The sequence below is a fragment of the Paenibacillus periandrae genome, from assembly GCF_022458865.1.
Lineage (GTDB): Bacteria > Bacillota > Bacilli > Paenibacillales > NBRC-103111 > Paenibacillus_S > Paenibacillus_S periandrae.
The window spans coordinates 57,756-80,500 of record NZ_JAJNMU010000015.1; the positions used below are offsets into that span (position 1 = coordinate 57,756).

Genomic DNA, 22,745 nt, shown 5'->3' on the forward strand with positions numbered 1-22,745 from the left:
GGAAGCGTTTACATGAAAAATGTTGGTTTTGGTATTGTAGGCTGCGGTTTTTTTGGCGCTGAATTTGTGCGTATTTTGCATAAGCTGGAAGGAGCGACGGTTGCAGCGGTCTACGGAGGCAGCGGGGGCAGCACAGCGGCTCTTGCCATGGAGGTTGGTTGCAGGGTGGAGCAGCGTCTGGAGGACCTCGTTAGCAGTAAAGATGTGGATGCCATCATTGTATCGAGCCCCAATTATGCGCATAAGGAAGCGGTCATCGAGGCAGCCCGCTGCGGTAAGCATGTGTTCTGTGAAAAGCCTGCAGCACTAAGCCTGAGCGATTGCAAGGAAATGCTGGATGCTTGCAGAAAAGCAGGGGTACACATGATGGTCGGGCACATTTTGCATTTTTTTCCGGGAATTGAACAGGTGAAGCGCTGGATTCAACAGGGCGAGATCGGGCAGCTTGTCGTTGCCCACAGCGAACGAACAGGCTGGGAGAAAAGTAAGGAGGAGGTCAGCTGGAAGAAAAAGCAGGACTTATCAGGGGGGCATCTTTTCCACCATATTCATGAGCTGGATCTGGTATTGTCCATTCTGGGACCTGCAGTCAAAGTATCCATGATGGCCGATAATGTGGCTCATCGAGGAGACGGTTATGGGGATGAGGATGACGTGCTGCTGATCAGCCTGCAGTTTGCCACAGGGACCTATTGTACATTGCAGTATGGGTCAGGTTTCCAGTGGGGAGAGCATTATATGAAAATTAATGGCACACTTGGCGCCATCAAAATTGATTTTAGAAATTCTACGGTAGAGCTGCGCAAAGATGGTCGGACGGAGGCGATTATCGGATTGCATGGTGCTGATCTTGAGGACCAGGAGCGGATTCAAACGTATCAGCGCATGGATGGTGGAGTAATCTATGGAGATCCGCAGATGCGGCCGCCTGCTTTCCTGCGTACCCCGATGGAACGGGAAATGGATACGTTTCGCAAGGCGATTCTTCATCTGCCGATTGATGAGGATAAAAAATTGTTACTGGATGGTTCAGCGGCATATACTTCCATAGCTGTAGCAGAGGCATTACTGCTGTCAAGCAGGGAGCAAGCTATATTGAGCTTAAGTTTGCCTAACAACAATGTTACATAACATAACAAAAAAACCGTGATCACTTGAAAATAAGTTGTTTATTGAATATTACGTTAGATTATATAACATAAAATTACCAAAATATAAGAAAATGAATTGACAGAATAAACAGAAACAGGTAAGATCAACTTAAAGTATATTCTGGTCATACCATAATCTAGCTGTTGCTTAAATTCGTGTCACCGCCATCGGAATTGTGGTATGACCATACTATTCATAAGAATGGTGGTGTTGGAAGCTTGCGAGCTGAGGTACAATAAATCATTATCGGGTAGTAGTCAGGGGTAGTTCGGAGGCTTGAACGGAATTATTCATCAATCGAACAGGGGGACGAAATATGAGAAGGTCAAAAACCGCTTTGGCTGCATTATTATTATCCACGAGTTTGGCTGCAGGTTGTACAAATGGGGGGAGCTCCTCAACGCAGCAGAGCAATCCGAGCAATGAGGCTTCAAAGGCCAAGAAGGTTGCTCTGAACTGGTGGGTCGATTCCCGCGATGATATTCAGGCTACATATGAAGAGATCAAAAAGGATTTTGTAAAGGCGAACAGCAATGTCACGATTAACATCGTTAAAACGCCGGACGACAAGATCGGTGAAAGGATTAGTATCGCCATTAATACCTCGGAGCTCCCTGATGTACAGCAAGGCGCTATTGGCTGGCCGCTCACCTATGCCAAGAAGAACCTGCTGCTTCCCCTGAATGATATTGTCGATAAGCAGGACTTCGAAGAAAGCACGTTGAACTCATTATCTGTAGATAATAAATTGTATATTTTTCCTAATAGCATTACCTCTCCCGGGCTGCTGGTGAATAGGGATATTTTTAAAGCCAAAGGTGCACTGGACCTTTTACCGCAAAATATGTCCACATGGAGCTATGACAAGTTTCTGGAGGCTGCCAAAAAAGTAAACGATCCGGCGAAAGGAATTTACGGATTCGGTGTGTACGCTGGCGATACGGGAGGTGATCAGGGTCATCATATGTTCCTCTGGGGCTTCGGAGCCAAAACCTGGTCTGATGATAAAACAAAAGCGGTGCTCAACTCCCCTGAAGGCGTAGCCGGTTTGGAATATTTAATCAAAATCATTGACGAAGGCATCACTCCACCCGGCGTAGCAGGCTTGAAAGCAGGCTCTGTCATTAATGAGATGTTCCTGCAAGGGAAAATCGGAATGACCTTCGGCAGTCTGGGTAATGTCAGCGCGTTCGATAAAGCTTTTAAGGAAGGCTCTGCACCGAAATTCGAATACGACCTGATTCCTTATCCATCCAAAGACGGTAAAACGTCCAACTCGATCCTGTTCGGCAACGGAACCTGGGCATGGAACACCAAAAACGAAGATAAGATGAAATGGTCCAAGGAATTCGTAAAGTTCATTAACAGCAAAGAGAGCATGGAGAAAATGGCAAAGGTACCTTCCGTTCTCGCAGCACGTAAGTCGCTGTCCAAGATGTATCAGCCTGATTCGATACAAGGGAAAACTACCAAGCTGTTTCAATATTCCAGCGATATCGGTTTAGCCATTCCAGGTTATGCTGCAACCCGAAATGCCTTCTTTCCCGAGCTGCAGGCTGCCATCACCAAGAAGAAAACAGCGAAGCAGGCTTTGGATGACTGGGTGACAAAAGCCAATGAGATCATTACGCAAAATTCAAAGTAAGCAGAATTGAGTATTGTCATGCCGGTAGCTTGCCTGCTGCAAAAACTTCCGGATCAGTTCATCAAGAGAATTGGGGAATGTTTATGGCTTCAAGATGGTACAAGGAATTTTGGGGATTTTTTTTCATAGCGCCCTTTTTGGTCGTTTTTCTTGCTTTTGAAATATATCCGTTTCTGGATGCCTTGTATTTGAGCCTGTTTGACTATGGCATCGGACAAAAGGAGTGGGTAGGGCTCAGCAATTATACAGCCTTGCTCAAGGACGAAATATTTGTACGCTCGATTCTGAATACGTTTGGTCTGGTGTTGGGTGTAGTTCCTGTGTCTGTATTTTTTTCGATCGTTGCGGCCAGCCTTATTATTGGAAAATCTGCAGCCATAGCATCCTTCTTTCGGGCAAGCTTTTACTTGCCGATTGTCACTTCGCAGGTCATCTTGTCGGTAACTTGGCTGTGGATCTACAATCCGGTGAGCGGAATTGGAAATTATGGTTTGTCCCTGGTCGGGGTGAAGCCGGTAATGTGGCTGGCGGATTCGGATGTTTCCTTGATTGCTGTCATTATTGTGGTCATTACCTGGTGTGTCGGTCAACCGATTATTTTATATTTGGCGGCACTCGGCAATATTCCTTCTTCCTATTATGAAGCGGCTTCCATAGATGGAGCCTCACCTTGGAAGCAATTCTGGAATATGACGCTACCGCTGTTGAAGCCTACGACGCTGTATGTCATTGTGACCACAACGATCGGTGCTTTTCAAACGTTTGTTGTTGTGCAGCTGCTGACGGGTGGAGGACCCAACTACTCGACCACGACCATTATGTACCTGCTGTACGAGACGGCGTTTAAATACGGGAATTTGGGTCTTGCTTCGGCGATGGGTGTCGTGCTTGCAGTGCTGATCTCGATCTTCTCGGTGGTTCAATTCAAATTTTTCAAGACCGATGTCGAGTATTAGGAGGGCATGCGAATGCTGGCAAAACTGCTTGGATGGATCGCTGATGTGCTGTTATACGTATGTGCCATTTTTTTCTTGTTCCCACTCTATTGGATGATAACCGGTTCATTTAAGGATCAGTCCACGACGATCAAAATACCACCCGATCTCGTCCCGCTTAATCCGACGTTAGTGAATTACTTGCGATTGACAAAGGACAGTGAAATCTTTCAATGGTTGTTGAACAGTGTGCTCGTCGCTGGTATTGCTACGCTATTGGCCTGTGTGATAGCTACGATGGCCGGGTATGCGCTTACAAAACACAGATTCACTGGGCAAGCGCTCATATTTGGCGCCGTTGTCACGACCATGATGATTCCGAGGCAGCTGGGACTTGTGCCGATGTTCACATTAATGAGAGATCTTCATTTGGTCAACAACTTGGGCAGCGTCATATTACCGATTCTGGCCCTTCCTTTTGCGGTATTTTTGATGAAGCAATTCAGCCAGACAATTCCCCACGAGCTTCTGGAAGCGGGCAAAATCGATGGCTGCAGTGAGATTGGCCTATTTACCCGGATCTTTGTACCGGTCGTTAAGCCGGGTATCGGAGCTTTGGCTATATTCGTTTTTTCTTTTACCTGGAATGATTATTTGTGGCAGTTGATTATGCTGAGTGACAGTAAACAAATGACGATCAATGTAGGGATCTCTACACTGATTAGTGAATTTTCAGCTAATTACGGTGCTCAGATGGCGGCCGCTACCTTGGGCTTTGTCCCGATTTTCATCATTTTCATCATGTTTCAGCGTTATTTTGTCAAAGGCATCACGGTTGGCAGTGTGAAGGGTTGAGGAGGAAGAAGCAGCGATGCAGGTGCTGGATCAATTTCGATTGGATCACAAGGTAGCCATAGTAACCGGAGGCTCAGGTCTTTATGGCGCTCATATTTCGGAAGCTCTCGGGCAGGCTGGAGCCATGGTGATTGTGGCTTCACGCAATATCGACAAATGTGAGGAGCAGGTGGAAGCTTTAAGCAGGCAGGGCTGTCAAGCAGCGGCAATAGCACTAGACCTAAGTGATGAGGAGAGCATTACCGCATTGGCTGCGGAGGTGGTCAACCGCTTTGGCCGTATTGATATTCTTGTCAATAATTCGGTATCCCGTGAAGGCTTGGACGATATTGAGCATACGACAGCAGCGGGTTGGCTGCAGGCTCAGCAGGTGAATGGTCTTGGCGTGATGCTGCTATCCAAGGCAGTTGTGAAGGTGATGAGAGAGCAGAAGGAAGGCAGTATCATTAATATATCGTCGATTCAGGGTATATTGGGCCCCCATTTTCCGGTATATGGTGACAGCGGCATGACGAGTGGAATCGAGTACACGTACGCCAAGTGGGGAATGGTTGGTATGACCAAGTGGTTAGCCAATTATTACGGGAAATACAACGTGCGCGTGAATTGTATTAGTCCAGGAGGCTATAATCCTGTGGGAAGCGACAAGGAAATAGCTTCACAGCAGTTTCTGCGCAATTACGAGGAGCGGACTCCGCTCGGCCGAATGGCTGACGATGATGATATCAAGGGAGCCATTGTGTATCTGGCTTCACGGGCCTCGAAGTATGTGACCGGTCATAATCTGATTATAGACGGGGGATGGAGCTCCTGGTAGAGGAATTATCGGACAGATGCTCTAACAAAATTGCGGCGGCCAGCGTCATATCACCATTACGTACGGCCTCCAAATAACGCTTGTGCTCCTGGACGCTCTGTTCAATTCCATTCAGATCAAGCTCTTTCATAGGTACCTGTTGAATGAGTGGCTCTGCCAGGTAGACCAGGGTCTGGTTCCCGAGTGAACGGATTAGGGTAAGGTGGAACTTAGCATCCAGTGCGGCACGTTGAGTATGGCTCAGCTCAGGATTGGCATATTGATCTGCTAACTGTTCAAGCTCCGCCCATATGGCTGATGTAGGAGTAGGGTGGGCTGCAAGGGCAGCGGCCTCCAGCAAATAACGGATTTCGTGAATTTCGCGGACGGTTTTGGCATTCATTTGCACAATAAAGGATAGCTGCTCAAAGAGGGGATTCACAAAGTTGGTCGCCACATAGCTTCCTTCTCCGTGCTTGATCTCCAGAATACCGAAGCTTTCCAGTGACCGAAGTGCCTCACGAAGAATGGCGCGGCTGACACCGAGATTTAGCGACAGCTCTCTTTCGGCCGGCAGCTTGTCTCCAGGCTGCATGTTCCTGTCGAGAATGAATTGTTTTAGATTTTGAACGACTAATTGTGTAAGGGTATAACGTTCACTTTTATCAATCGGTTTCATAATAGCTGGCAGCTCCTCACTCTATTTATACAGGCCTGATATTGTATGGTCAGACCACTACGAAATCTTAGCTTTCTTTTCACATTTTGTCAATGAGGTTGCTCGGGATGCGCAGGGAAGTGGTGCTCAGAGCAAGGTGCGATACGTTGACAAGACACAATACGATGGAGTAGATTTAAGTTAAAACATAGAATGGTCATACCATAATCTAGGTTTGCCTATAGATACAGGAGGAGAGCTGGCAGTGGAAATCTCTGAAAAAATGAATTTGTCTCATATCGTCAGTGAACGGATCAAAAATCATATTATTGAAAATGAGCTCAAGGAAGGGGAACGACTGCCTTCTGAAAAGCAGCTAATCGATATGCTGGGCGTAAGCCGTACCGTCGTCAGGGAATCATTGAAGTCGCTGGAGATGATCGGTATTCTTAAAATCAAAACGGGTGATGGCATATATGTCAATGCGCTATCGCTCAAGCCCGTGATGGATCAGGTATCATTCCGGTGGCATCAGAATGAGCGCAAGATGAAGGAACTGCTGGCGACACGGCGCATACTGGAGCTGGGTGCCGTAGAAATGGCTATCGAGAAATACGATCTCAGCTTTATCGACCAAATGGATGTATGGAATGAAGCAATGGCAGCCAAGCTGGATAGCGGGCAAATGCCGCTCGAGGAGGATTTGCAATTTCATCAAACCTTGTTCAGAGCTACAGGTAACGAAACTTACTTTGAGCTCAGCGAATTAATTACCGATTTTTTCCTGAATATTCGGCAGCTGCATTTTGGCAATCTGGAGGATACAAAAAAATCGATTATAGAACATCAAAGGCTGGTTGCGTACATTCGTGCGAAGGATGTAAGTAAAGCGAAGAAAGAGATGGAGCTCCACCTCCGTCCGCTGAAAAAATATACGGATTGATGAAGCAGGATCGCTGAGAGTATTTCGAATGGGCAGTTTGAGAGTGCAGTTTGATGACCCATCAAGCCATATGGCTGTCCGGGAGGATGCTCCCTTGCTACAATGGTCATACCATCATATTCATTCAAAGGGGGTGCTTCTGATGAAGGCGGTTTGCAGCGAGTGTCATACAGGTGTTGAACAAGCATTATCTTATTCCTGCCCCTTATGCGGGGGTGTATGGCTGCTGGATTATGCAAAGCCACAGGGCTCCTGGATGGATCCGACTGAAAATGGAATTTGGAAATTTCATCAGCTGCTGCCAGAGGTACAGAAAGAAAACCGCTTGTATGCCGGTGAAGGGATGACCCCACTTATTAAGAGCGTAGCTATGGCCAAGCGGCTCGGGTTAAAAGAGCTTTATTTCAAATACGAGGGCGGTAATCCGACCGGCTCTTACAAGGATCGGATCGCTGCGATGGGGATATCGTGGGCATTGGACAACGGACGACAAGCATGTATAGGCACCTCCTCTGGCAATGCCGGGGCAGCGGTTGCTGCTTATGCAGCTAGAGCAGGCATTCCGTACCATCTGTATGCTTTGGAGCATATGGCAGAAGCCAAGCTGGAGCAGATGTTGGCCTACAATGCGCAGGTCCGCAAGGTAGCGGGATTCGGAGTCAGTCCTGAGGTTGGAGAGCGCGTCTTCAGCCATATTTTTGCAGCCGCACAGCGTAAGGATTGGGAGGTGATGATCACAGCTTTCCGATATAACCCTTATGCGATGGAGGGTGTGAAGACGATTGCCTTTGAGCTGGCTGACCAGATGGCGGCTATACCTTCTCATGTATATGCTCCAGCGGGTGGCGCCGGTTTATACCTGGGAATTTGGAAGGGGTTTACCGAGCTATTTCGATTCAGATATACCTCAGGCAAGCCGCAGATGGTTGCCGTACAGTCGAGTGGCTGCTCGAATATTGCTCGCGCTTATGCATTTGGGCAATCTGTTCCGGCACCTGGGGAATCGACTTCGCTGATTTCCGGTCTGCAGGTGCCGAATCCGCCAGACGGCAAGGCTGCACTGTCGGTAATGGCTGCAGGTGACGGCTCCGCAATGTCCGTGGAGGATGAGGGGATCTGGGAAGCGCAGCGAATGCTGGCTGCGGAGGAGGGCATCTTCTGCGAACCTGCCGGAGCAGCGTCTGTCGCCGGCTTGATTCAAGCATGTGCTAGAGGAGAGCAGCCTCATGGAAATTCCGTCGTTTGTATCATCAGTGGTGTCGGCTTCAAGGATGGGGCTCGTTTATCGGCGATGGTGAGCAATAAAGCAGTGCCAATACTGCAAGCTGAGAATCTGGATATTTAACAATGAGAGGTAGTTGTTCAATAAGTCAAGAGGGGACTGGTACCGATGAATCCCATACGGATTGGCCTCGTAGGCTTGGGGCGTTTCGCCGCACTGCATGGACGTATCTGGCAGCAGATGTCGAATGTACAGGTTACTGCTATATGTGACCGCAATCCTGAGCAATTTACGAAATTCAAAGCCTGGTTCCCACAGGCGGAGTGTTATACAGATTGGCGCGAAATGCTTCAACGACAGAAGCTGGATGCTGTCGATGTGCTCACACCGGAGCATTTGCATAAGGAGCCAGTAGCTGCAGCACTTGAAGCGGGCTTGCATGTATTCGTGGAGAAGCCGCTCGCCCACTCTCCTGAGGACGCAGCGCTGCTTATCGAGACGGCCATGAAGCATAATCGATTGCTGATGACAGGGCATGTGCTGCGCTTCGATCCTCGTTATGCAGCTGTAAAGATGAAGCTTTCCTCAGGAGAATATGGACCACTTCGTTCTATATATGCCAAACGAAATAATGGCAAGGCCTTTTTTTCGATGTATAACCGCGTTGCACCTGTCTATATACTCGGAATTCATGATATCGATTTGATGCATTGGTATATGGAGGATGAGGTGTGTGAGGTGTACGCGACCAGCCCGCCTGGAGCCGATGGAGCAGGCGATTTGAGCTGGGCGATGCTGACATTTTCCAGAGGGGGAATCGGCATATTGGAAAATAATTGGCTCCTCCCGGATGGTGCGTCATCCTTCGCAGATGTACGCATGGAAATAACGGCAGAGGAAGGTGCGATTCAAATTCATGATCCAGAGCAGAGTATCTCTTATATTGGGAACAACAAAATAGAAGTGCCCTCACTTATTGCTGGATTTGAATTACATGGGAAAATCGGCGGAGCACTCGCGAATGAGCTGGAACACTTTATAGCCTGCGTCACGGAAGGAAAGGCATCTGAAATCTTGCTTCCGCACGATGCGCTTCGTGCTGTCCGGGTAGCGGCTGCTATAGAGCAATCCGCGACAGAACGAAGGCCTGTTAGTTTGTCCATGTACGAGAGGACGGGCCAGGCATGAAACTATCGGAATCGGTGTATGCCATTGGCGGCGGCGATTTGGGTTACAAAATCAGCAATGCTTTCGATTGCAATATTTACTTGGTAGATGGCGGTGGTGAATATGTGGTTATCGACGCTGGCTCTGGAATGGACTCGAACGCAATTGTCGCCTGGATTCAACGGGACGGTATAGCCATAGAACAGATAAAAGCATTGATCTTGACCCATGCACATGCAGATCATGCGGGTGGTGCCTTCAATCTTCGTCATGATTTGTCCGTGCCGGTGCTGGCTGGCAGCCTGACAGCGGATATAGTTGCTTCCGGTGATGAAGCAAGGATTTCACTACCTGAAGCAAGGCGAAACGGGATTTATCCGGCTTGGTATCGCTTCAAGGCGTGTCCAATTGACCGGACACTGTGCATCGGGGAAACAATAGCAATAGGCAGCCTGACGCTGCAAGTGATTGCGGTCCCCGGACACAGCGCCGATATGATCGCCTTATACTGCCCTGAGCTTGGAGCTTTGTTTGCGGGTGACACTGTATTTAGCGGAGGCATGCTTGCGCTTCAAAGCAGCCCCGACTTTTCCTTAAGTCAATACCGCAGGACGATAGCCGATTTGTCATCGATGAACCTCAAGCAGCTATTCTCTGGTCATGGAACAGCAATTCTGGAGCATGCCAATGAACATATTATGTTGGCACATCGACGGTTTGAAGCCGGAGAGCCACCTGAAAGTATTGTATGATTCGCTTCATAGTACAGAGCGGATTTGGTTGATGAGGCTAGGAATAGAGGAGGCACAGGGAATGGCAGATGAACGATCACTGGAAACTGAACATCATTTTGACTGGAATCAGTATGAGCGTGGTACGAAAGGCAGCTCAAGCTTAACTTTTCAAGTACATCCTATTACAGATCTTACCCTGCCGGTACTTCAGATAACAGGAGAAAAGGAAGGCCCGTCACTGCTCGTATTTGCCAGTATCCATGGCGACGAATATGAGGGGATCGATACCATACTGCGATTGTATAACCAGTTGTCCCCGCAGGATGTGATCGGCAGGCTGGTCATGCTGCCTACAGCCAATCCGCTTGCTTACAGGCGAGGTACTCGAATCAGCCCGGACGATGATGTGAATTTGGCCCGTGCATTTCCCGGTGATCCAGAAGGCTCGATAACTCAGCAGCTCGCCTACGTACTGCACCACCAGTTTATTGTCCATGCGGATTTTCTGCTTGATCTGCACAGTGGGGGTACGCATTACGCTGTAGCAACGTTGGTTGGCTATTATCATGACGAGCATTCGGAGCTGGGCCAACGAAGCCGTGCTGCTGCCGTTGCTTTCGGTATGGATCTGCTCTGGGCACATTCCGCTATTGCCGCAGGCCGCAGTATTTCGTCTGCTCAATCGTTGGACATTCCGTGGTTATATACGGAAGCTTATGGAGGAAGAAGAATACGACAGCAGGATTCGGACAGCTTTTACACAGGCTCACTCAGGTTGATGAATCATCTGAAAATGCTCGCGGCCCCAGACGAATGGGAGCTGGGTGAGGCTCCTGCTTCAATACAGACTATTTATGGGGACGGCAACTTCGACGCTTCCGTTGTCTCTGAAGCAGAGGGCTTTTTTATCCCTCGAGTCAAGCTCATGTCTGAAGTGAGTCTTGGTGAACTTATCGGTACGATCTATGCTCTAAACGGTGAAAGCCTTCAGAAGGTTCGGGCCTACGCCGATGGTTTTCTTGTCATGATGGTAGGAACACCGATCGTCAAACGTGGTGAACCGATCTATTTGCTCGCTGCTTTACATGATTAATAGTTAACTACATGCAGGAACAGCTTTCAAGCAAGCTTGCCACTACAATCCCCTAAATATTGCAAGGAGGAACAACAATGTCAGCCAGTACAACAGACAAATTTAAAGGTGTGATCGTGGCGATGAATTCCTGCTACGACAGCGAGGGCAATATCAGCACGACTGCGGTGAAGAAGTTGACACGGTTTTTAATGGATAAAGGAGTAGACGGACTATATGTCGGCGGAAGCACGGGTGAAGGGCTGCTGCAAAGCAGTGATGAGCGTAAGCAGGTACTGGAGGCTGTGTTGGAGGAAAGCCAAAAAGCCGTCACGGTCATTGCCCATGTTGGGACATTAACGACAAAAGAAAGTGTGGATCTAGCCATCCATGCGGAGAAGGCAGGCGCGGATGCGCTGTCGGCTGTCTCACCATTCTATTACGGCTATCGTGAGGAAAGCGTTGGCAAGCATTGGATTAGGATTGTAGACAGCACCGAGCTTCCTTTTATCATTTATCATATCCCATCAACGACAGGGTTTAGCCTTACTCCAAGTCTACTGAAGGAAATGACCAAAAGTCCTAAAGTTATCGGTATTAAAATCACGACAGCCAGTACCTTCGAGCTGCAGCAATTTAAGGTTATGGGCGGACCGGGCTTCATGCTCTTTAATGGTCCTGATGAACAATTTCTGGCAGGACGGATCATGGGAGCAGATGCGGGTATTGGAGGAACCTACGGGATCATGCCTGAGTTGTTTGTGAGTCTGGAGCGTGAATACCGTGCCGGACGGATCGCTGAAGCACAGCAGCTGCAGTATACGATTAATGATATCATTGCTGACCTGTTGCAGCTGCCCATTTATGCGGCTTTAAAAGAATTGGTCAAAAAGCGGGGAGTTGATTGCGGAGATGTGAGAGAGCCGCTGCCCCAGCTGTCTGAGGTCCATGCCCCATTGATTGATGCTCTTTATCATAAAATTATGAATGCTGTTGGGGAGCTTAAATAACAGATCTATACTAAGTTATTATTAGTTTCCTATCACATGCTTGAGCTTCCAGACCGTTGACAGAAGTTAAGCAGCATCAGAATCCATACATCATCCGAGGATAATGGTCCTACCATCATATGAATGGATTCCTTTACCAATTATAAGGAGAGATGTTGAATGAGATCGAGGATTTGTCTAATGCTTGCCCTGCTTCTGTTAGCAGGTCTGCTTCCGAACACATGGAATGCTTCGATTGCATACGCAGGGAAATGGCAGGGAAGTGTAGGGTACTTAAATAATGACAGTTCTCCAGGAAGCGGTGTAATGGCGAACTTTGGTTACACCAATGCAGCGTATTTCGACTACTACAATCGTAGTATCGGCATCGACCTGCAATCGTCAAGGAGCTTCAATGAAATCAGGCTGATTGATGAGGACAGCACCAATCGCATTAACCACAGCTCGGATCTCACCATTTATGTGAGCAATGATAATGTAACCTATACACAGCTAACAGGTTGGAGCTTCTGGAAGTCAGGCCAGTCTGTTGTCTTGCATAATTTCTCGGCCAATGCACGATATGTTAAGGTCCATTCCAATTTCACTGATGCAGGTGCTGCGGGAACCTGGCTGAAGCAATCCAACCTGCAAGCCATGCTGGAAGTGCTGCTCGTCACTCCGCATTCCGGTGCATATACGGGAACGGTTGGTTACCTGAACCAGGACATGAATCCGACTAGCGGTTCGATCGCTAATTGGGGTGCAGCTGTGGCAGCAGCACTGGATTACAACTATCGAAGCCTTGGCATCGATTTGGGTGTTATCCGAACGTTCAATACAATCGAATTGGTTGAAAGCCAAGGGCCTTCCAGAATTGAGAAAACCGACTTGTCGGTATACGTCAGCAACGACAACATGAGTTATAGCAGGATAACCGACTGGGATTTTTTGAAGCTGGATCATACGCTTATTCTATATAATTTGTCCGGTTCAGGAAGATACGTAAAAATTCATAATCATATAGATGATTTGGATTTTACATTTTCCAATACGAACCTGCAAAGCATGGTGTATGTAACCAATCGTCCAGCCGGGGAATGGACAGCTGCGGGCGGGGGCACATGGGCTTATAAAAAGTCCGTGCAGGTGACTAATAGCACTGCAGCTTCTGTTGAAGACAGAGCTGTATATGTGACCAAAGCGGCTTTGGACACAAGTGGTCTGATTGCTGCCGGCAAGCTGCAGCAGGATTATCGCGACGTTCGCTTTGCTGATACAGCGAATCGGGAGCTGGCTTATTACATGGATAGCAGCGGATTTTATATTCGTATTCCGGCTCTGGCTTCAGGCAGTTCAACCATTACGATGTATTATGGTAATCCATCGGCCGAGTTTACAGGAGCGGGCCAGGAGGCTCTGCAGGTTGAATATGGGAATAAAACGTTGGTTGAGCATACGACCTCGCTGTTCAAGGATAATGTGAAGCCTGAAAAGCTGGCTAATGGAGACATCATGATGGTTGCCAATACGGTCGGTTCCACAACAAGTGGTATCTACTCCAAATATTCCACAGATGGCGGCCTTACTTGGACTGTTCCTTCGCCGATCATCAATCTTAATGATGCTGGACGGGATGAACCGGCAGCGCTATTTGTCGATCCGGCTACAGGCAATGTGTTCCTATATTTCTATTCCTACTATGGGTATACGACGACCAATTGCCTGACAGCCGGTAACGCGTGCCGGAACGATCTATATTATGCGAAATCAACGGACAACGGTCATACCTTTGCCCAGCCTGTAAAAATCGATACGGGTACGCTTGTTTACAATGGTGTTACCTATCCAATTAATTATAATGTCACTTATACGAATCCGATCAAGCTGGTGAATGGGGACTGGATCTTTCCTTTCGTTTACGTCAAAGCACCTGACGGATCGCTGGCAACCAGTGTACTCTATTCGACCGATCAGGGGGTCACGTGGACCAAGAGTGTCAGCCAGCTTTCTGTCACCTCAAGTGGCGGCGAAGGCGGACTTTCAGAGCCGTCTATTGTTCAACTGAATAATGGAAACTTATTGATGTATATGCGTCAGCAGGTCTCCGATAAATACAGACTGGCCCAAAGCACCTCGACGGATAATGGCCGGACGTGGTCTGCGCCAACCGATGCACCTGTATTTTCATCCAATACAATGTCGGTTATGACACGCCACACGAATCATGATATTTTGCTGCTATGGCCAGGCAACAACAGCTTTGGTGGAACCAGCTATCTGCGTAATCCACTTACACTAGCCTACAGTTCGGATGAAGCTGCAACGTGGAGAGGTATGCGTGATATTTTAGGTCGAACCCGTCTTTCCGAAGCCGCGGTTAATCCGACCAAACGTATAGCCACACAGCCATCTACGGTCAAGGTGGATTCGGATACGTATTTATTCGGCTGGTGGGGCAATTCATTAACGACAGCACAAACGATCAGAATCGAGGATTTCAATCGTTATTTGTACCGTTCGCATGGCGTCTTGGACGATTTTGAGTATACCGATTTAAAAAATGATTATTGGTGGAAACTGGGCGACACCGTGGAAGTCAGCAGTAATCAATCCCGGAGCGGAGCAAGCTCTTTACGGCTCTTCGATAACAATACTTCGACTTTGACAGCTGGCAGCCGACTTTTCCCTGCAATGAGAAAAGGGACCGTCAAATTCAGTGTATACGCGAACCAGCTTTCCAACCTGTTTAGCTTCTCGTTACGTGAACCGTATTCCTATGTTCACAACGCACCTGGAACCATATTCCAGTTTATGCTGGAAACCGATGGATCATTGAAGGTATACAATACCGCTGGCAGCCGTGTTGAGCTTCCGGTTCCGACAGATTTGGCAACAGGAGTCTGGTATGATATCGAATTGAGATTCGATGTGCCCGCCAAACAAATAGGGGTATGGGTGAACGGCAGCTTTAAAGGCAATGCAGCAAACTATTGGACGGGGGATCAAATCACCCATTTCAATATAGCTTCGGGAAGCACGGCGGGTACAGGCACGGATGTATATATCGATAATCTGAGCATACAGGATACAGAAATTGCCCTACCAACAGCAGGGACGATTGGACCGGAGCAAGCGATTTAAGTCTACGAGTTACTTCCTGATGGGCAGACGCGATGGGTAAAGCTAGAAAACTACAATACCGTAACACGGCGATGCTACTATTTTACATTTAACATTAGAAAGGACGATGTTATTTCATGTCCATTTCCATTCATGCGAGTAAAGCACCGCAATTTCCACTACCGTTCTCCCATGCCATTCGTGCCGGAGATTTCCTCTACGTGTCCGGTCAGGTAGGGGTTAATCCGGACACGCTTGAGGTGTCCGGTACGACAATAGAGGAACAGACGGAGCAGTGTATCCGTAATGTCGGCGCGATTCTGGAAGCGGCTGGCGTCAGCTTCGATCATGTTGTGAAGACGAATGCTTTTCTGTCCCGTGCAGAGGATATTCCTGCTTATAATCAAGCCTACAAGAAAATAGTAGCTGCCCCATATCCAGCGCGAACAACGGTTGTTAGCGGTATTGGATCTTACCTGATTGAGATTGATGTCATTGCTTATATTCCTTCCCCAAGAAGCAATGCCTGATCGGGATATGAAGGAGGTATCTGGAAGTGAAGCCAAGAGCTCTAAAAATAGCCGTTGCAGGCCTTTATCATGAGACCAATACGTTTGCTCCGGGAACGACCGGATTAACCGCTTTTTCTGCCGAGTACGTGTTGGGAAGCGAATTATTTTACCAGCGCTACGAGCATACTCAAACCTCAATGGGCGGTGTTATTGCAGCCGCCCGCAGTGTTGGGGCAGATTTAGCCGTTGGGTTGTATACGGCGGCTACACCAAGCGGCATGGTCGAAACGGCAGCGGCCGAAGCCTTGCTGAGTGATATCGTGCATTCGATAGACGATAACATAGACGGGCTGATCCTGATTTTACATGGAGCGATGGTTGGAGAAGCGATTCCGGATATGGAAGCCGAGCTGCTTGGACGCCTGCGAGAGCGTATGGGAGTCGGACTGCCGATTGCAGTTACGTTGGATTTACATGCGAATATCAGCGTCGAAATGACGGAAAAGACCGATATTCTGGTCGGTTACGATACGTACCCTCATGTGGATATGTTTGATAGGGCCGCAGAGGCCTTTCAATTGCTTGTGAGGATGATACAGGGCGAGATCAGGCCGGTGCGGGCATTCGGTGCCGCGAATATGCTGGTCATTCCTCAAGGAATGCTGACCGATCAAGGAATGATGAAAGAAGTAATGGGGCTGGCTTTTGCCATCGAAAATGATAATAAGGTATTAAACGTAACCGTAGCTGGAGGATTTCCCTACAGTGATGTACCTGCAGCCGGTATGTCCTTTGTCGTGACGACTGATGGTGACGAGGGGCTGGCTAAATATTATGCTGCTAGTCTTGTCCAGGCCGCATGGTCACGTCGGGAGGGTTTTACTGTAAGCTTCGTTCCTCCAGCAGATGCGGTGGCTTTAGCTGCGGTCAATCCAGAAGGCCCGGTAATTCTAACCGATGGATCTGACAATGTAGGTGGTGGGGCTCCAGGTGACGCCACGCATATCCTGCAGCACTTGACGAATTTGCCTTGTAAATCGCTCATCGTTATGTGTGACCCGCAGGCTGCGCAGCAAGCACATGAAATCGGTACAGGGGGCGTGTTCCATGGGCAAGTGGGCGGTAGGCATGACACGCTTCACGGACAGCCTGTTGAACTGAAGGGACAGATCCGTCTATTGTTCGATGGTCTTTATCATCATGTTGGTCCTTATATGACCGGCCAGCTTGCTGATATGGGACGAACGGCGGTTATAGTATGCGGTAATTTAACTGTAGTCGTAACGGAAAAGCGGACACCACCATGGGATTTGGGTCATCTGCGTTATATAGGTATATGGCCTGAGGATTACCATATTATTGTTGTTAAATCGGCAATTGCCTGGCAAACCGCGCTTGGGGCATTCGCCAAACGTGTTATTCATGTAGATACACCAGGCTGCTGCTCGGCTAATCTAAGCCATTTCGATTATCAATACGTGAAAAGACCGATCTATCCCCTGGATAAACAAGCATAAGGAAAACAAGACGCTAGATCATGATGCATAATGTAAAAATAAAGGAGGATACACGGCTTGAGTCCATATATAACGGAAAAATCGGCACAAAAATTTAACGAGTCCAAGCAATTTTTGGCGGGTGGGGTGGCCAGCTCATTGCGTGCTGCTATGAGGCCTGTACCGCTGTTTGTTGAAAAAGCATTCGGCTCCCGAATTGTCGATGTGGACGGTAACACCTATATCGACTATTTGCTTGCCTACGGTCCGCTTATACTTGGTCATGCACATCCTGCCCTGATTGCCAGCGTGAATGATGCTTCACAGCGCGGCGTAACCTACGGATTGCAGCATGACGGGGAAATTCAGTTGGCCAGAAGGCTGACACAAATATTACCATGCGCGGACAAGGTTGCACTTAGCGGCTCGGGAACGGAAGCCGTGATGCTGGCCCTTCGGCTTGCACGAGCCTATAACGGTAAACGGAAAATCGTTCGTTTTCACGGTCATTATCACGGCTGGTCGGACAGCATTTTCACCTCGTTTCCAAGCCCCGATATGCATACTCTAGCTAACAAAGCAGAGAATCTTACACCGCCTGGAACTGAAGGTCAAAGTGAAAACAGTCTGGAGGATATAATACTGCTGCCATGGAATGATGCTGAAGCTCTGGAATTGGTGCTCAGGCAGCAGCAGCACGAAATTGCTGCAGTCATTTCTGAGCCGGTTATGTGCAATTCAGGCTGCCTTATGCCCAAGCCTGGTTATCTGGAGCACATGCGTGCACTGACACAGGAGCTTGGCATCGTGATGATTCTCGATGAGGTCATCACGGGCTTCCGTGTCGGATTGGGTGGAGCGCACGGTCGATTCGGTCTGATGCCGGATCTTGTTACTATCGGCAAAGCGATGGGCTGTGGTATTGCAATTAGCGGCGTTGCTGGTTCGAGGGAGCTGCTTGAACAAATTGATCAGGGTAAGGTCAGTCATCTTGGGACCTTAAACGGTAATGGATTGGCGACAGCCGCCGCGCTGGCGACGATAACAGAGCTTTCTCGTGAAGAAGAGCAACACTACATCAAGCTGGAGCAAACCGGAACGGATCTGGCCAACGGGATTCGTGAGCTGCTTGCTTTGCATCAAATTCCAGGCGTTGTGAATCAACTCGGACCTGTATTTCATATGATGTTTACTCATGAACAGCAGGTGGAGGATTTCGACGCTTTTAACAAGCGCGATGCGGCCAAATATTCAAAGTTTGCCGAATTAATGCTGGAGGCAGGCGTACTTGTCCGCACCAGCGGTTTGTGGTACGTATCGACAGAGCATTCGGCTGTGGATGTACGCGATACACTGAAAGCTGTTGAGCAATCGCTTGTTAAATTGTAATCATGCTAGTTCTTCAAGCTTCCAGACCCATAGTAATGGGTTTAGGAAGCTTTTGTATGTAGGTAAAAAGCAGATTTGGATCATAGCTCAGAGACCGCCGCGGCAGTTTTTTTGAACGATTTTTATGTTCTTATTGAGCTTCCTTTTGAAGGGATTTCCAGTATTCCCACGCTTTTAAGTAATCTTCCAAATCATGTGGGTGGTGTTGTATACAAATCCCAATACGGCAATAAAGTTGAAAGATTACTTCTTTAATAAGCCTTGATCTCTCCACAGGTTCATAGTTAAGTGAAGAGTAAGCTGCGATCAAAGTTTCCAGATTCAAATCGTCAGGAGAGGAGCAAAAAGCGTAAGTGAAATCATATAACACAGGACCAATCATCGGTGAAGGATCAATAACACCTATTAACGAGTTGTCGTGAAATACAAAATTATGAACACCTGCATCTCCGTGCAGCAAAAACCTGGCTTCATGCTCTTCGCATGCCGAAATATGTTCAGCAATTGATTTTACTCTATTATAATCCTCAATACTTAAAAGGTTTCCCCAATTATTTCTCGTATCCTGCAGACTCCGATAATTCCATTCACGCCAAGAATGAATCGGCTTATGCAGTCTTCCCCACTGGTCCGTAAGTAGAGATTTTTCATAATGATTGAAAAACCTTTTGACTAAAAGAGTCAACCAGTCTATTTTTAAACCGCGATTATAATGAGTAGTCCCCGCTATATAGGAATACACAATATACGCTTTTTCAGGATCAGTATAGATGATTGTAGGTACAAGACCAATATGCCGATAAGTATAAAGAAATTGTTCAGACAAAGTAATTTGCTGTGGATGATCTATTTTCAGAACGTACTTTACCTCGTTGTGCTCTGACAGAATATAAACAAGCCCATCGGTAGTTCCTGTCTTATTATTCATTACAATATCCACGTTATTCAGTATGCCTTTTTCATGAAGACTAGAGATAATACTGTTAATATCCGGCTTATGCCACATCTTTCATTTCCCCTATCGATTAGATGACTCTGAAATTTGGATGAACGGAAATATTTCCCATTCTATTTGATGATAGGATTGATTTGAAGGGAGTTCAAGATAAAGTTCCGTTTTAATGAACTGTTTTTTAATGTGCCTTTCAATTATTGTTGTCAAATTATAACAATTTGTTTATTCTTAATTGCATAGCTATATTCATGTTAGGGAAAGAGGTGTTAACATTGGCAGCATCTTGTATTGGTGAACTACGTGAAATCCATCGATTTCCAGTAAAGTCATTCGCAGGCGAACGTTTAGAGAGTGGCACAATCGAGAGATACGGATTGTATGGCGACCGCTGTTATGCTTTTATAGATGAAACCAAGGAAGGATGGGATAGCTTTATTACCGCAAGAAGCATCCCTGAAATGCTCGGTTATAAGGCGGAGCTCATAGGTGAAGGATCGGAAAATGAGTTTCCTAATATTCATGTAACCTCACCGGTTGGGCGGCACTTTACATGGAATGAAGCTCTGCTGGATGAAATACAAAGGTTTTCCAAGAAAAAGATAACGATGCACAGCTATGATCCCCAGAAGTCCGACCTCTTGGCTGTTGATGCGAGCAGTATTCTGATTGTCACAACAACCTCATTACGTAAGCTTGAAGAGATCTGGGGCAATAGATTGGATTTGCGTCGGTTTAGAGCGAACTTCATTGTGGCCTTAGATGACGAATCAATCGATGAAAGCGACTGGATTGGAAAGCGATTAGTCGTGGGCGATACACATTTACAAGTAGATAAGTATTGTCGCCGTTGTTCCATGATTACAATTGATCCTGATACACTGAAGCATGATACTTCTCTATTGAGGAAAGTAAATGAGGAGATGAATTTGAACTTTGGCGTGTATGCTTCTGTAGCACAGGTGGGCCAGATTCATGTAGGTGATAAAGTATATCTAACTCATTGAAAATAGCGAGGAGTCACTCGTTGATGAAAATAAGAAAGTTTCAGGATTCCGATATCAATCAGATCGATTGGTGTTAAGTTGGTTAATTTTAAAATGACTAAACAATTCTCGAACTAAACGAATAAGTTGATTGCGTATAATTTAAGCATTTATAATGTAAGGATGATATACAGTCTTTCGTTAAGGGGAGATGGATACAATGAGTACAATTAGCTTTAATGTCAACATCGCGCCTTTGGCGGCTTTGAATTTAGTTAAAGACAACCAAAACGCTGATCTCGTACATGAAGAGTATCACAATGTGGGTCAGGATAAGCTTATCGGCACCCAGATTTATGAAAAATATTATTTTAGATCTAAAAATCGTGCGGCGCTTATTGTTATTATCGATAATTTAAAGGGTACTACCAACGTGAGGGCTATTGCTACAGGAAGCTCTGAAGGATTGATTTTCAATTTCGATTGGGGTGCTGCAGACGACTTTGCTTCTTCAGTAGAAAATATTTTAGATCCTTATATTATCGAATAAGGCTAAACAATGATTGCTCGATATCGATTATTTTAAATACGGCTGCCGTTTATAAAGGAGTACATCAATGGAAATCCGCATGTTAGGTGCTAATGAATCACCGCCTATGGAGCTGCTCTTATTAGCTGACCCTTCTGAACAAATTGTTAGAGACTATCTGGAACGAGGGCAATGTTACGTGGCGGAGCTGAGCGAAGCTGTTATCGCCGTTTATGTATTACTGCCAACAAGACCTAATACCATTGAGCTGGTGAATATAGCTGTCCATGAGGATCATCAAAGCAGAGGGATAGGAAAACAGTTAGTTCACCACGCTATTCATAACGCTAAATTACAGGGATATAAAACAATCGAGGTAGGCACAGGCAACTCTGGGATCGGGCAGCTGGCACTTTACCAAAAATGTGGGTTTAGAATGATTGGCATAGATAGAGATTTCTTTGTCAGACACTATGCGGAAGAAATTTTTGAAAACGGTATCGCCTGTAGAGACATGGTGCGATTATCTCAGGAATTATAAAGCCTTGTTCTTGAATGAAATGAAGAATAGGCTTACGGGAAAAAAGAAAAGCTGCCGCGAGGCAGCTTATTTATTTTAAGGGCAGAGAAGGTGATTAGTAACGAATTCTGGCATCATCTGCTCCAATTCCAGCTGTAATTGATTAGAAATCGGTCCCATCGGTAAACGCAGGGTGTCAGATGAGATGATACCATGTCGGGCAAGTATCCATTTTATAGGTGAGGGATTTGATTCCTGAAAAAGACTTCGAATCAATGGGACCAGTAGATCGAATGCCTGTTTGGCTTGAATAAAGTTACCCTTACTGGCAAGTTCAAAGACATGGATTAAAGCTTCTGGTATGACATTCGCTGATGCCAGCATGCCACCACTCGCCCCCTGACTTAACATGGCGTGGAAATAAAGGTCTTCCCCACAAAGAATCGGCTTCGTATCATAACGTGTCAGCTCCGAGATGAGCTCAATGCCTCCCGAGCTATCTTTTAAACCGATTACCTGGTCCAAATCCATTATTTTTCTTATCGTATCTGTGGTTAACCGAACTCCAGTACGGGAAGGAATTTCATAGGCTATAATCGGTACTCCAACCTGTGCGACCCTCCGAAAATGTTCAAGAATGCCCTCTTGCGAAGGCCGACTATAGTAGGGTGTCACAACTAGTACAGCATCTGCGCCTAATAATCCTGCCATTTCTGTTCGTTTTACTGTAGAAACGGTACTATTCGTTCCTGTGCCGATGACAATGGGTATTCGTTTCTGCTGCATACATGCCTGTGTCGTCTGTACGAGCTGAGCAACCTCTTCCCACATAACCGTCGGTGCTTCGCCGGTAGTACCGTTAATAACCAACCCTTGAATATTGTGTGCCAGCAGCTTCCCGATGTAATTCCGATACGAATCCAGATCTAACTGTTCATTCCCAGTGAAGGGGGCTATAACGGGTACATAAATACCTTTTACATCCGTTTCTTTCATCATAACGATTCCTCCTGTTTTTCTTTCGTGAATTTACTTTACCATGGAATATTACATCATAGTTATCTATAATA

21 protein-coding genes are annotated in these 22,745 nt (G+C 46.8%); 18 read left to right on the forward strand and 3 right to left on the reverse strand.

Annotation, left to right across the window (positions count from 1 at the left end):
- Window positions 1–12: 12 nt before the first annotated feature.
- From LRL21_RS24460 to LRL21_RS24480, 5 genes are all read left to right on the forward strand, one after another.
- Window positions 13–1,131 carry a Gfo/Idh/MocA family protein gene (locus LRL21_RS24460; RefSeq protein WP_240418398.1) on the forward strand — a complete coding sequence of 373 codons (1,119 nt, stop codon included), beginning with the start codon at window positions 13–15 and terminating at the stop codon, window positions 1,129–1,131.
- Between the two features lie 337 nt (window positions 1,132–1,468).
- Window positions 1,469–2,797, forward strand: coding sequence for an ABC transporter substrate-binding protein (locus LRL21_RS24465; protein WP_240418399.1), 1,329 nt, complete (start codon window positions 1,469–1,471; stop codon window positions 2,795–2,797).
- A gap of 83 nt (window positions 2,798–2,880) precedes the next feature.
- A complete protein-coding gene (locus LRL21_RS24470; RefSeq protein WP_240418400.1) occupies window positions 2,881–3,753 on the forward strand; it encodes a carbohydrate ABC transporter permease in 873 nt (290 codons plus the stop codon).
- 12 nt (window positions 3,754–3,765) lie between these two features.
- Window positions 3,766–4,587 carry a carbohydrate ABC transporter permease gene (locus LRL21_RS24475; RefSeq protein WP_240418401.1) on the forward strand — a complete coding sequence of 274 codons (822 nt, stop codon included), beginning with the start codon at window positions 3,766–3,768 and terminating at the stop codon, window positions 4,585–4,587.
- A gap of 16 nt (window positions 4,588–4,603) precedes the next feature.
- A complete protein-coding gene (locus tag LRL21_RS24480) occupies window positions 4,604–5,404 on the forward strand; it encodes an SDR family oxidoreductase (protein WP_076230758.1) in 801 nt (266 codons plus the stop codon).
- On the opposite strand, the gene LRL21_RS24485 is transcribed toward LRL21_RS24480, so the two are convergent.
- Window positions 5,376–6,062, reverse strand: a complete 687-nt coding sequence (locus LRL21_RS24485) for a FadR/GntR family transcriptional regulator (RefSeq protein ID WP_240418402.1) — start codon at window positions 6,060–6,062, stop codon at window positions 5,376–5,378. The genes LRL21_RS24480 and LRL21_RS24485 overlap by 29 nt on opposite strands.
- Before the next feature lie 244 nt (window positions 6,063–6,306).
- On the opposite strand from LRL21_RS24485, the gene LRL21_RS24490 reads away from it, so the two are divergent.
- From LRL21_RS24490 to LRL21_RS24535, 10 genes are all read left to right on the forward strand, one after another.
- Window positions 6,307–6,984, forward strand: coding sequence for a FadR/GntR family transcriptional regulator (locus tag LRL21_RS24490; protein WP_240418403.1), 678 nt, complete (start codon window positions 6,307–6,309; stop codon window positions 6,982–6,984).
- A 94-nt stretch (window positions 6,985–7,078) separates the two neighbouring features.
- The gene (locus LRL21_RS24495) at window positions 7,079–8,329 is read left to right on the forward strand and encodes a pyridoxal-phosphate dependent enzyme (protein WP_240418404.1); all 1,251 of its coding nucleotides are present in this window, start codon (window positions 7,079–7,081) and stop codon (window positions 8,327–8,329) included.
- 45 nt (window positions 8,330–8,374) lie between these two features.
- A complete protein-coding gene (locus LRL21_RS24500; protein WP_240418405.1) occupies window positions 8,375–9,394 on the forward strand; it encodes a Gfo/Idh/MocA family oxidoreductase in 1,020 nt (339 codons plus the stop codon).
- Window positions 9,391–10,125 carry an MBL fold metallo-hydrolase gene (locus LRL21_RS24505; protein ID WP_240418406.1) on the forward strand — a complete coding sequence of 245 codons (735 nt, stop codon included), beginning with the start codon at window positions 9,391–9,393 and terminating at the stop codon, window positions 10,123–10,125. Before LRL21_RS24500 ends, LRL21_RS24505 begins: the two co-directional genes overlap by 4 nt.
- 61 nt (window positions 10,126–10,186) lie before the next feature.
- The gene (locus LRL21_RS24510) at window positions 10,187–11,200 is read left to right on the forward strand and encodes a succinylglutamate desuccinylase/aspartoacylase family protein (protein ID WP_240418407.1); all 1,014 of its coding nucleotides are present in this window, start codon (window positions 10,187–10,189) and stop codon (window positions 11,198–11,200) included.
- Between the two features lie 77 nt (window positions 11,201–11,277).
- The gene (locus LRL21_RS24515; RefSeq protein WP_240418408.1) at window positions 11,278–12,189 is read left to right on the forward strand and encodes a dihydrodipicolinate synthase family protein; all 912 of its coding nucleotides are present in this window, start codon (window positions 11,278–11,280) and stop codon (window positions 12,187–12,189) included.
- A gap of 159 nt (window positions 12,190–12,348) precedes the next feature.
- Complete coding sequence (locus LRL21_RS24520) at window positions 12,349–15,312, forward strand: DUF2341 domain-containing protein (RefSeq protein ID WP_240418409.1); 2,964 nt, start codon at window positions 12,349–12,351, stop codon at window positions 15,310–15,312.
- Between the two features lie 116 nt (window positions 15,313–15,428).
- Entirely contained in the window at window positions 15,429–15,821 is a 393-nt protein-coding gene (locus LRL21_RS24525) for a RidA family protein (protein ID WP_076230781.1), read from the forward strand.
- 26 nt (window positions 15,822–15,847) lie between these two features.
- On the forward strand, window positions 15,848–17,320 hold the full coding sequence (locus LRL21_RS24530) for a M81 family metallopeptidase (RefSeq protein WP_240418410.1): 1,473 nt from the start codon (window positions 15,848–15,850) through the stop codon (window positions 17,318–17,320).
- Window positions 17,321–17,377: 57 nt separating this feature from the next.
- Entirely contained in the window at window positions 17,378–18,688 is a 1,311-nt protein-coding gene (locus tag LRL21_RS24535; protein WP_240418411.1) for an aspartate aminotransferase family protein, read from the forward strand.
- Window positions 18,689–18,818: 130 nt separating this feature from the next.
- Here the strand turns inward: LRL21_RS24535 and LRL21_RS24540 are convergent, their stop codons facing one another.
- Window positions 18,819–19,694: an aminoglycoside phosphotransferase family protein gene (locus LRL21_RS24540; RefSeq protein WP_240418412.1), complete on the reverse strand. Its 876-nt coding sequence runs from the start codon at window positions 19,692–19,694 to the stop codon at window positions 18,819–18,821.
- Between the two features lie 221 nt (window positions 19,695–19,915).
- On the opposite strand from LRL21_RS24540, the gene LRL21_RS24545 reads away from it, so the two are divergent.
- The 3 genes from LRL21_RS24545 (at window position 19,916) to LRL21_RS24555 (ending at window position 21,696) form a co-directional block, all read left to right on the forward strand.
- Window positions 19,916–20,647, forward strand: a complete 732-nt coding sequence (locus LRL21_RS24545; RefSeq protein ID WP_240418413.1) for an MOSC domain-containing protein — start codon at window positions 19,916–19,918, stop codon at window positions 20,645–20,647.
- 199 nt (window positions 20,648–20,846) lie between these two features.
- On the forward strand, window positions 20,847–21,176 hold the full coding sequence (locus LRL21_RS24550) for a DUF6054 family protein (protein WP_240418414.1): 330 nt from the start codon (window positions 20,847–20,849) through the stop codon (window positions 21,174–21,176).
- 67 nt (window positions 21,177–21,243) lie between these two features.
- Window positions 21,244–21,696, forward strand: a complete 453-nt coding sequence (locus LRL21_RS24555) for a GNAT family N-acetyltransferase (protein WP_240418415.1) — start codon at window positions 21,244–21,246, stop codon at window positions 21,694–21,696.
- 75 nt (window positions 21,697–21,771) lie between these two features.
- Here LRL21_RS24555 and dapA read toward each other — a convergent pair whose 3' ends face one another.
- Complete coding sequence (gene dapA, locus LRL21_RS24560) at window positions 21,772–22,674, reverse strand: 4-hydroxy-tetrahydrodipicolinate synthase (RefSeq protein WP_240418416.1); 903 nt, start codon at window positions 22,672–22,674, stop codon at window positions 21,772–21,774.
- Window positions 22,675–22,745 lie beyond the last annotated feature (71 nt).

Excerpts from the sequence above, each read along its gene's own strand:
- LRL21_RS24465 (WP_240418399.1), top strand. The coding sequence starts at position 1,469 with ATGAGAAGGTCAAAAACCGCTTTGGCTGCATTATTATTATCCACGAGT.
- LRL21_RS24505 (WP_240418406.1), top strand. The coding sequence starts at position 9,391 with ATGAAACTATCGGAATCGGTGTATGCCATTGGCGGCGGCGATTTGGGT.
- LRL21_RS24510 (WP_240418407.1), top strand. The coding sequence starts at position 10,187 with ATGGCAGATGAACGATCACTGGAAACTGAACATCATTTTGACTGGAAT.
- LRL21_RS24480 (WP_076230758.1), top strand. The coding sequence starts at position 4,604 with ATGCAGGTGCTGGATCAATTTCGATTGGATCACAAGGTAGCCATAGTA.
- LRL21_RS24470 (WP_240418400.1), top strand. The coding sequence starts at position 2,881 with ATGGCTTCAAGATGGTACAAGGAATTTTGGGGATTTTTTTTCATAGCG.
- dapA (WP_240418416.1), bottom strand. The coding sequence starts at position 22,674 with ATGATGAAAGAAACGGATGTAAAAGGTATTTATGTACCCGTTATAGCC.
- LRL21_RS24515 (WP_240418408.1), top strand. The coding sequence starts at position 11,278 with ATGTCAGCCAGTACAACAGACAAATTTAAAGGTGTGATCGTGGCGATG.
- LRL21_RS24550 (WP_240418414.1), top strand. The coding sequence starts at position 20,847 with ATGAGTACAATTAGCTTTAATGTCAACATCGCGCCTTTGGCGGCTTTG.
- LRL21_RS24500 (WP_240418405.1), top strand. The coding sequence starts at position 8,375 with ATGAATCCCATACGGATTGGCCTCGTAGGCTTGGGGCGTTTCGCCGCA.
- LRL21_RS24475 (WP_240418401.1), top strand. The coding sequence starts at position 3,766 with ATGCTGGCAAAACTGCTTGGATGGATCGCTGATGTGCTGTTATACGTA.
- LRL21_RS24555 (WP_240418415.1), top strand. The coding sequence starts at position 21,244 with ATGGAAATCCGCATGTTAGGTGCTAATGAATCACCGCCTATGGAGCTG.
- LRL21_RS24485 (WP_240418402.1), bottom strand. The coding sequence starts at position 6,062 with ATGAAACCGATTGATAAAAGTGAACGTTATACCCTTACACAATTAGTC.
- LRL21_RS24540 (WP_240418412.1), bottom strand. The coding sequence starts at position 19,694 with ATGTGGCATAAGCCGGATATTAACAGTATTATCTCTAGTCTTCATGAA.
- LRL21_RS24520 (WP_240418409.1), top strand. The coding sequence starts at position 12,349 with ATGAGATCGAGGATTTGTCTAATGCTTGCCCTGCTTCTGTTAGCAGGT.
- LRL21_RS24525 (WP_076230781.1), top strand. The coding sequence starts at position 15,429 with ATGTCCATTTCCATTCATGCGAGTAAAGCACCGCAATTTCCACTACCG.
- LRL21_RS24460 (WP_240418398.1), top strand. The coding sequence starts at position 13 with ATGAAAAATGTTGGTTTTGGTATTGTAGGCTGCGGTTTTTTTGGCGCT.